Origin of the sequence: Mycobacterium sp. E2497 (genome assembly GCF_001668695.1) — a bacterium.
Classification (GTDB): domain Bacteria; phylum Actinomycetota; class Actinomycetes; order Mycobacteriales; family Mycobacteriaceae; genus Mycobacterium.
Window position 1 is genome coordinate 20672 of the sequence record NZ_LZKD01000168.1, and the last position, 9489, is coordinate 30160.

Annotated in this window: 8 protein-coding genes; 3 read left to right on the top strand and 5 right to left on the bottom strand. The window is 66.5% G+C overall.

Annotated elements, in window-relative coordinates; genetic code table 11:
• Positions 1 to 67 precede the first annotated feature (67 nt).
• The 5 genes from A5713_RS15400 to A5713_RS15420 all read right to left on the bottom strand — a co-directional run bounded on the left by A5713_RS15400 (position 68) and on the right by A5713_RS15420 (position 4800).
• The gene (locus tag A5713_RS15400) at positions 68 to 886 is read right to left on the bottom strand and encodes a maleylpyruvate isomerase N-terminal domain-containing protein (RefSeq protein ID WP_082972972.1); all 819 of its coding nucleotides are present in this window, start codon (positions 884 to 886) and stop codon (positions 68 to 70) included.
• Complete coding sequence (locus tag A5713_RS15405) at positions 834 to 2417, bottom strand: NAD(P)/FAD-dependent oxidoreductase (protein WP_231980438.1); 1584 nt, start codon at positions 2415 to 2417, stop codon at positions 834 to 836. Before A5713_RS15405 ends, A5713_RS15400 begins: the two co-directional genes overlap by 53 nt.
• Positions 2418 to 2460: 43 nt before the next feature.
• Positions 2461 to 3189 (bottom strand): class I SAM-dependent methyltransferase, encoded by a 729-nt coding sequence (locus A5713_RS15410; protein WP_068096706.1) that lies wholly within the window; start codon positions 3187 to 3189, stop codon positions 2461 to 2463.
• Positions 3190 to 3591: 402 nt separating this feature from the next.
• Complete coding sequence (locus tag A5713_RS15415) at positions 3592 to 4056, bottom strand: DUF1772 domain-containing protein (RefSeq protein WP_068096708.1); 465 nt, start codon at positions 4054 to 4056, stop codon at positions 3592 to 3594.
• Between the two features lie 36 nt (positions 4057 to 4092).
• A complete protein-coding gene (locus tag A5713_RS15420; protein WP_082972973.1) occupies positions 4093 to 4800 on the bottom strand; it encodes a TetR/AcrR family transcriptional regulator in 708 nt (235 codons plus the stop codon).
• Positions 4801 to 5157: 357 nt separating this feature from the next.
• On the opposite strand from A5713_RS15420, the gene A5713_RS15425 reads away from it, so the two are divergent.
• From A5713_RS15425 to fabD, 3 genes are all read left to right on the top strand, one after another.
• Positions 5158 to 6036 (top strand): NAD-dependent epimerase/dehydratase family protein, encoded by an 879-nt coding sequence (locus A5713_RS15425; protein ID WP_082972974.1) that lies wholly within the window; start codon positions 5158 to 5160, stop codon positions 6034 to 6036.
• Positions 6037 to 6619: 583 nt separating this feature from the next.
• Entirely contained in the window at positions 6620 to 8500 is a 1881-nt protein-coding gene (locus tag A5713_RS15430) for an AfsR/SARP family transcriptional regulator (RefSeq protein WP_197516379.1), read from the top strand.
• 191 nt (positions 8501 to 8691) lie between these two features.
• A partial coding sequence (fabD, locus tag A5713_RS15435) for an ACP S-malonyltransferase (RefSeq protein ID WP_068096712.1) occupies positions 8692 to 9489 on the top strand: 798 nt, incomplete at its 3' end.

A 9489-nucleotide genomic window follows, 5' to 3' on the forward strand; every position in this document is an offset into this window, starting at 1 on the left:
GGGCCGGCCCGAACGCTCAACTCCCCTTAGGGAAGTGTCAAGGTAACCGCACCACATCACGCCGTGGTCATTCGACGAGGTCATCCGCAGGAGGTCGCACACCGCCGTTGCTGAAGGCCGGCAGCAGCTGTGTGAAGGCCGGCAGGAGATCTGTCGGGTCTCCCTGCCAGGGCAGCGCGAACAGTTGCCGGATGCTGCGTCGGCCGCCGAAGGCGCGCAGCGCCTCGAAATCCGAGACGTCGAGGGCGACTTCGCCGCGCGCCGTATGCGACGCACCGAGCTGTACGGATCCGGTCGTGGGGGTGATCAACCGCAGCACCGGCAATCCCGCTTGCCGAATGAATTGGTCGCCCATGGTCGTCACGAACCCCAGTGCTACCTCGAACGTGAGATCGCCTGTGCGAGAGCCTGGTTCGCTCAAGGCGCCACGAATGTCGTGCTCGTGGGTGAGGGTGTCGAAGACCAGCTGGCATGCGGATGCTTGGGGGGCCAGAGCGAGCGTTGCCGTCACCGCCTCGATCATCTGCTCCCACAGGTCCAGTAACTCGTCGACGCTGTGTCCGTCGAGGCGGTCGACCTGCGCCTGAGTCCAGGAGTCCGCGCCCTTGGCCTTCGCGTTCAGTGAAACGACGTCCGCCGCAACGCCGGCCAGGTGAGCCACCGTCTCGCGGATCGTCCAGGCAGGACAAGCCGGCACCGCCAGGTCGGCGACCTCGGCACGGCCGCGTAGCAGCTCATCGACACGCCCGTAGACGAGGCGGTAGGCCGCCGCCGCGTCTGAATGCGGCAACAACCGGGGCGGTCGCGGATGGCGGTCGTCCTCGATTTCGCTGTCAGCCATGCTGTTGTCCTCGGTAAAGCAACGCGCCGGGCGACCGGTCGACATCGGTCGGCGCCCTACTCGCCCTGTTGCGGGTCCGCACGAACAGATGCCGAAGGTTTGCGGCGAGGACGTGGGGCAGCAGTGCGGGGTCGGTCAGCCGGGACGGCTGATCGACCAGGTGGGCGACGCGGAGTAGGCGTTCGGCCACCGCGACGTCGTAGCCGGCGGCGATCAACATCGCGTTGACCATCGCCGCGAGCAGCCTCTGGCGCAGCGAGCGCTTCCCGGCACGAGACGGGACCCGGTCGTTAGCTTGGTTGCGGGCCCACGTGGGACCGATATCGGCGGCAGCGGCGTCAAAGAACCGCTTGGCCAAATCCCGATCGCCACCCCGAAGACGCCCGCGCAGTGCCCGTGCTTGCAGCGCCGCCATCGTCATGCCTTGGCCATAGACGGGGTTCAGACTGCACAGCGCATCGCCCGTCACCAACAAGCCGCGAGGGAACTTCGGCATCCGGTCGTAGCGGCGCCACACCGAGGCCGGGTTGCGGTAGGTGGCGATCTCCCCAACGGGTTCGGCGCGGTGCAGCCCGTCGGCGATCGACCTCGGCAGGGCCTCGGCGGCCACGGCGAGCATTGTCGCGAAATCGGTTGGCGCACCGCCCTGGTCGTCGGGCCGGCCGACGGCCAGCATCCAGGTGTCGTGCTCACACGCCATGAGCAATGCCCCAGGCCGATCGACCCCCTGATTGACCGCGACCAGTTGCTCAACGATGCCGCCGTGGGGGATGCGCAGCCGTTGACTGGAATAGCCGAGGGCGGTGGTCGACCGTTTCTCCGGCGGCCGGCCATACCCCAGTCGCTCTAAGAATGCGGGGGTGCGCGCGGCGCGGCCCATCGCATCGATCACCAGGTCGGCATTCAGGGTGGTTGCTAACCCGTTGTCGCGGTTGACGATCCGCGCCCCGGTGACGGCATCTGCGACGGCAATCGGTTCGACGATGTCGTGTCGGTCGGTAATCGTCACGTTGGGCAGGGCGCCGACCCGACGGCGCACGTGGAGCTCCACGAACGGTCGGCTGGCCAGGCACAATGTCAGCGCCGCGGGATCGGCCAGCCTGTCCGAGCGCTTCAACTCGCAACGGCCCGTCCGCGCATAGATCCGCGACAAGTCGCCGTCCTTCACGACCACGGCTCCGGCGGCACCCATCTCGTCGAGCAGCCCGGGGAAGAGTTCGGCCAGCACCCGCGTGCCGCCGCCCAAGAAGTTGTGGAGGTGCCGATCCTGCGGCACACCCTTGCGCCCGCAGGGATCGTTGGCCAGCGCGTCCCGTTCCACGACGGTCACCGAATCGTAGAACTCCGAAAGAACCCGCGCCGCAAGCAAGCCCGCGATGCCCGCGCCCAATACGACGGCGTGTTCACCGAGCCGACTCGCGGGTCGCTCCTGTTGATCTGCGCCAACCCACGGTTTCGTCGACCTCATGACGGGCGACAGTACACCAAAAATAAGAAAAATAAGAGATATCTTAAGATATCCGTAAGATGGAGGGTACGCGGGAAGGGGCGGGTTAACGCGGACTGTGCGATTCACGCTGACTTCGTCGTCGTCAGCGAGCTGTTCGGGAATGGACGCGTCAGATCCGTTCAGCTGTCAGTTGCCAGATCGGCAGCAGAAGTCGCCCCGCATCGTCGACCTCAAGGTGACTGAGGTCCATCGCCGAAGAGTCCCTCTCGAGGAGGCTGCGGACCTTTTCCTTGGTAAAGGTGGTGGCGTAGCCGCGGCGCTGTAGCCGGTGGATCATCCAACCGTTGCTGAAAGATTCGCGCAGGTGGGCCTCGGTGCTCCGATAGGCCGGGATTTCCGCGGGAAGCATGTCCGAGAAGCACAGCAAATGCAGGCGTGCTCCGCGTTCGCAGATCCCGTGCAGCGCGGATATGTAGCTGCGCTGCGCGTCTGCGTCCAGACAGTGCAATAGCGCGCTATCCACAGCCGTGCGGAACGGGCCTTCGACGCCCTCCATCGTGGTCGCATCGGCCACGACGAACTCGACTTGCAAGCCGCGTTCGTGCGCCTTAGTCCGGTTGTCTTCGATCGCGCATGAGGACGCGTCGACCCCGGTGACCTGGTAGCCGCATTCGGCGAAGAACAGCGCGTTTTCCCCGAGGCCACACCCAGCGTCCAGCACGGGGCCGGTGATCTCGCCGGCCTGCGCGAGCTCGACGATGATCGGCTGCGGCGCCCCAATGTCCCACGGAATAACGTCGAGACTCGTGCCGACCTCGCCCGGCGATGTCTTTCCCTCCCGGTACAGCTCGTCGTAGTCGTGTGGCTGCAGAAGCTTCAGGTCTTGCTGTCCTGCCATGAGTGGGTCACCTTCCACGGAAGCTCTTTTTGACGTCTTCGCTGCCCCGCAAATCTAGGGGGCGGGACTGGAGCCTTCCTTGACTGGGAATGGATCCCCAGCTCGGTGCTGATCGGATGGGGTTACATGCGGCAGCGGCGACGTTTCGACCCGCCTCGGGCATCGGTAGCGCACGCCCGGTCCGCAAACAGATCATTCACGCTCGAGCGCCTGGCCGCTGGCGGCGATGAACAGCACTTAGACCCTCGCGGCGGAGCCGCGACGACACAACATCGGGGAAGTCGGTGTCAATCACGAGGCGGCGGGAAATCTACGCTGGGCTCAAGCTCCTCATCCATCACCGTCCGAGCGATGGACTGCTTCCACCAGCTGTGCGCGACGGGGCGTGGCCCTCTTTGCGGTTCAGCGGACGATGATGACCGCCAGGAGACCGCCCAGTGCAATGGTCTGCAGAGCAGCTCGAAGCCAAATGACGCGGTCCCAGCGTCGCTGAAGCTCTTTGGTGTCTGCCGGGACGGTATGGCTAGCTGCGGCCGAGCGGAGCCTCTTGTTGATGGGCGCGCTGATGGATAGGTAGATGGCGAGCCAGGCCAGCAGTCCGATCAGGGCGGTCGCTGCCCCGACGCGGGCCGGGACGCCGTCGCTGATGGCGATGGCGAGTCCTGCAGCCAGGATCGATACCACCCCAGGTATAGGCAGGCGGCGGTCCCCATATTCGTGGACTCGGCCGATCAAGTCCGCGATGGAGGCATCGGCGGCGCCGCTTGCGGCCGGCCGCACGATGAGTGCGCAAAACAGGTCGGTGCCGTAGATGATTCCTAGGCTGAGCACGCCGACGACGGCGATAGCGATGGCAACGGTGTTCATGGTGGCGAGGTCGTTCCTTCCAGGAGGTCGGACGGGCTACGCCCGGGCTGTTTCGGGCCCGGGCAGGGCGCGGGTGAGGCAGTCGGTCAGTGCGTCCTCGAACAGCGCATGAAGTTCACTGGCATCGACATCGACACGGCCGACGACGAGGAGCGCAATCAGCCCGTGCGCGGTCGCCCACAGCTGCAATACGTGCTGCTCGGCACGGGTGTCACCGGCGGCGCTGAGCAGTTCGCTCATGATGTTGCCGATAGCCTGCCCTTCAGTCCAGGCGTCGGTGGCGGGCACCCGCACGCCGCCCAGGCCGTACATCAGCTGATAGAGGTCGGGGTCGGTCAGGGCGAAATCGAGGTAGGCATGGCCCGCACGCCGCACTCGTGCAGCCGCCGCGCTCGACGCGTCAGTGCTCGACATGCGGGTGGTGGAGCCGCTGTCAGAATCCGGCTCCGTCTGCTGACTCGCGGTGGCCATGGCCTCCCGGAGCCGGGCGAACGCTTCGCGCACCAGGGTACGGAGGATGTCGTCGCGGCCGGTGAAGTAGCGATAGGCAAAGTTCGCGGAGTACTCGATTTCGTCGGCGAGCCGACGCATGGTGACTGCGTCCCACCCGTCGCGGCGGGCCACATCCAGGGCCGCGGACAGGATCGTCGCCCGCGCGGCGGCTCGCTCCCGGTCTCTCCGTCGCTGGGCCGGTGTCAGCGTAGGTGGGGCCGGGGGAGGCGTGTCCTGTTCGCGAAGCGTCATTGTTCACCACCCTCCTCGGCGACGAAGCTGTCAATCGCGTCCGGATTGTGGCCGTTGACCGTCTTCGCGGAATGTTCCGTGGTGCTGGTGCTCATGACTCCACCCTTGTACTACTTACGGCTTACTCACACCGTAATAATTGTGTACTGTGTAACCTGTACAGTCAAGCAGGTCGGAGGCGCGGCCGCGTGTTCCGGCCGTGTGCTTCCACGATGCGCCCCGAACTGGAGGAGGCCCTTCCGGTCACAGACCGCCGTGCCCGCCGAATTGATGACGCTATCCGGCGCAACGGCAAGGCCGCGCCACCGTACCTGGCCCCGCGAGCGATCCTGATTGCGAATCGAGAGTGAAGGGACAATGTCCATGCATGTACTAGTAACTGGCGTCACGGGAACGATCGGCGGCGCGGTGGCCCGCGCTCTCACCCAACGCGGCCATACCGTCACCGGTACGGTCCGCGACGAAAGCAGTCGCGCGGGGGTGCCAGATGGCGTCGAGGTGGTTGTGGCCGACCTTTTCGAGACCGATGGGTTGTCCCACCTCGCGCAGCGCATGGACGGCGCGGTGCACGCGGCCTCCAGCAATGATGAGCGGGCTGCTGAACTGGATCAGCGTGTGGTAGCTGCCCTGGTCGCAGCCTTCGCCGGCACCGACAAGCCGTTCGTCTACACCAGCGGCCTCTGGCTCCATGGCAACGTCGGATCGGCTCCGTTGACCGAGGACTCACCGCTCGCACCACCGATGGTCGTCGCTTGGCGGCCTGCGATAGAACAGATGTTGCTCGAGGCCGCCGGCCAGGGCCTGCGCACCATTCGGATCCGCCCCGGGCTGGTCTATGGCGGCAGGCGCGGCTACGTGCCCATGCTGTTGGCTCCGGAAGGGAGCGGTGAGGACAGGGTCGTTCGTCACTTTGGCGACGGCTCCAACCGGTGGGCCGTCGTGCACGCCGACGACCTCGGTGATCTCTACGCGTTGGCGGTCGAGTCAGCGCCGGCGGGGTCGGTCTATCTGGCTGCCAGCGACGAGTCGGTGCGCATGAAGGATGCGGCGAAAGTCATGGCCGATCGCCATTCCGCCCAGGTGCAGGCATGGGATCCGGCGGACGCTGAGCGGTATTGGAATGTGATGGTTGAAGCGCTCATGTTGGATCAAGTCGCTACTCACGCTCACGCCCGCGGCGAGCTGGGCTGGCAACCGCACCGGCCGGGCCTCCTAGAAGAGCTGGCCGCCGGATAGGCGATATCGACGGAGTTGGCGACGAGGGACGGTGGAGGAGGTAGACGCCGTCTCGAACCCTCGTCCTCACGCACGGATCGGGTGACGTGGTTCGCGAGGTTGCGGCTACGCCGATCAACGAAATAGCCGATCCGAGTGCTCCTCAGCAAGCGCCGAGGACGGGCGCGCCGTCCAGTTCGCTGGGCTGGCTGCGCAGCCTATGACGACTGTGAACCAAATCGTCGCGGCGTTGTTGCACGGTCCCTTGCCGTGCGGCCCATGACCACAGCGAACCTGATTCGCCAGGCGCCAATCCCGCTGTCGCCGAAGGACTTCCGCGAATCCGTGAACGGCGCCTAGGCGACGCGTTCACCACCCGGTCGGCATCTCGCCAAAGCGGCCTCACAGTCTAATAAACACATCGTTGCGCCGAGTTGAAATCCTTCGTTTCTGGCCTTCCTGGTAGCCCGACCAGTCCTAAGACCCCCCATAATGTTTACAACGTCCCTTTATGGTGACGTTGTAACCGAAATTTCCGGTGACATTGTCACCGAATCCGAGAGGGGGACATCCGGGTATGGAGCTGAGAGGGGGACATCCGGGTATGGAGCTCCGAATACTGGGATCGATAGAGCTCTGGACGGGCAGCTCATTGGCAAATATCGGCCCTGCGCGGCAACGCTCTATCCTCGGCGCCCTGCTGGTTGACGCTGGACGGCCGGTGCCACTGGAGTCCCTTGTCGACCGCGTATGGGGGGACCGACCGCCGGCAGAAGTCCGTAACGTCGTCTATACGTACGTTACCCGGTTGCGCCGCGCATTAGCTCAGGCCTCGGCGGCGCTGCCCGAGCCGATTAGCCTGGTCAGATCGCCGGCCGGCTATCTGGTTTCGACCGATCTCGGCGCCGTGGATCTCGTGCGGTTCCGTCGGCTGCTCAAGAGCTCGCAGCAGGAGGGGGTGGACGACCAGGAACGCAGCACGCTGCTCCAGCAGGCGCTGAAGATGTGGCGGGGTGACGCACTGGTCGGCATGCATAGCGAGTGGGCGGACGGGGTCCGGCAGACGCTGCGGCAGCTGCACAGCGAGGCGCTCTGCCAGTGGGCGGATGCCGAGATTCGGCTCGGGCGCCCAAGCGCCGTTCTCGCGGAGCTCCGGAATGCGATGCTGAACGACCCACTCTCCGAGCAGCTATGCGAACGCCTGGTGCTCGCGCTCTACATTGAGGGCCGCACAGTCGACGCCCTTGAGCGCTATGAGTCGATACGCCAGCTGATCGCCAAGGAACTCGGTACGGATCCGTCGCGGCGGCTGCAGCAGCTCTATCAAACGATCCTGCGTGGCGAAGCGGTCGATCCCACACCGGCGCCCGAGCGAAGCGGCGACCTGCGCAGTGCGGAGACGCACCAGGTCGTCGAGGTCTCCCGGCCGACCCTGGTCGTCCCGCAGATGCTTCCGCTCGACCTACCTGACTTCATCGGGCGGGCCGGGGAACTCGACGTGGCCGAGAGAGCCTTGACGCGGCCGACGGCCTCACAGCCCCCAGTCGTGCTGGTAGTGGGCGGGGGAGGTGTCGGCAAGACCGCGCTGGCCGTGCGCCTGGGGCATCGACACCGGTCCGCCTTCCCGGACGGGCAGCTGTATGCGGCGCTGCGCCGCAGCGGCGCGCATCCGGCAGACCCCTACGCGGTTCAGGGTCGGCTGCTGCGGGCCCTGGGGACGGATCACGACCGCATCCCGACCGACCCAGACGAACGTTCCGAGGTCTACCAGCTGGCTCTGGCCGGGCGTCGGCTGCTGCTCATACTCGACGATGCCGTCGACGATGACCAGGTGCAGCCTTTGCTGCCGAGCAGCCGAGCCACCGCGGTACTGATCACCAGCAGAGGCTGGCTCAGCGCTCGGCCCGGCGCCTGCGTCATACAGCTGACGGCCCTGCCGCCCGGCGACAGTGTGCGGCTCCTGACCCACGTACTTGGCAAGGAGCGCGTCAACCGGGAGCCGGCCGCGGCCGCAGCGGTCGCCCGGTATTGTGGCGGGCTGCCGCTCGCGCTGCGCGCTGCGGCCGTGCGGCTCAACATCCGTCCCCACTGGTCGCTGCGTCGCTACGCGGAACGGCTCAGTGAGGAGGCCCGGCGCCTGGACGAGCTGGCCCACAGCTCACTGAGCGTGCGCGCCTGCTTCATGGCGTCGTACGAGACGCTACCCGCCGATGCCCGCGAAGCGCTCCGCTGCCTGGCCGATCTGACGGTGCCCGAGTTTGACGCAAATCTGGCATGCCAGTGGCTCGGCAAGGACTTCACCGCAGTCGAGGACACCTGCGAGAAACTGGTGGAGACCCATTTTCTGACGGTGGCCGAGTCCGCAGTAGCCCAGCACCACACCCGCTACCGCCTCGACGGTCTACAGCGCAGTTTCGCGCGCGGGCTCAGGGATGACCGTGCCGACGAGACCACGGAGGCGGTGCAGCTCCGTCTAGCGCGCTGACCTGCTATTACACCCCCGGTCAAGACGGGCTCCAGCCTTGCGCCCATCTCAGTGCCCCAGGGTTGACCCCGGCAGCACGTACCAATGCGATCGGCTGGCTGCGCCAGCGTCACACCGGGTCGCGGGAGGAGCACCTCATGACCAGTCGGACCGGCTCTGTCAGTCGCGAGACGCCGCGGGGTTGCCTAGCGATGTTCACCGGACAGGGCTCGCAGCGCCCCGGCATGGCAAGCCACCTGCTCGACACCTATCCCTCGGCCCAACAGCTGTTCGCCCAGGCCGATGAGATCCTGGGCCTGCCGATGTCGCAGATCTGCGTGACAGGAAGTGCCGAGGAACTCGCCCGAACCGAGATCACCCAGCCGGCGATCGCCACGACCAGCCTCGCCATCTGGGATCTGCTGCGGGCAGCCGGCTACCGGCCCGCAGTAATCGCGGGCCACAGCCTCGGCGAGTATCCGGCTCTGGTCGCCGCCGGGGTGTTGTCCCTCGAGTCGGCCCTGGAGCTGGTGCGGCTGCGCGGCCAACTGATGGGCGACGTGGCTCGCGAGGTGCCCGGCGCGATGGCGGCGATAATGGGCCTGCCCGCGGACAAGGTGCTGGCCGCCTGCCGTAGCGCCGACGGCGTCGGCGTGGTCGAAGTCGCGAACTACAACGAGCCGCTGCAGACCGTCATCTCGGGGCATGCCCGCGCCGTAGAGGCGGTGGGCCGGGCCGCGCTGGAGGCCGACGCCGAGCGGGTCGCGCCGCTGGACGTTGGTGCACCCTTCCATTGCTCGCTGATGGCCGCGGTCAAAGAGCGGTTCACCGAGGCCCTCGCTGCCAAGCGGTTCGCTGACCCCACGTTGCCGGTGATCAGTTCGGTCACCGGCACCTACGTTCGCTCGGGCGAGGAGGCCCGGGAACTGCTGCGGGGTCAGCTCACCGGACCGGTCCGCTGGGTCGACGTGCTGCGCACGGCCGCAAAGCACCCGGTCAGCGCGTACACG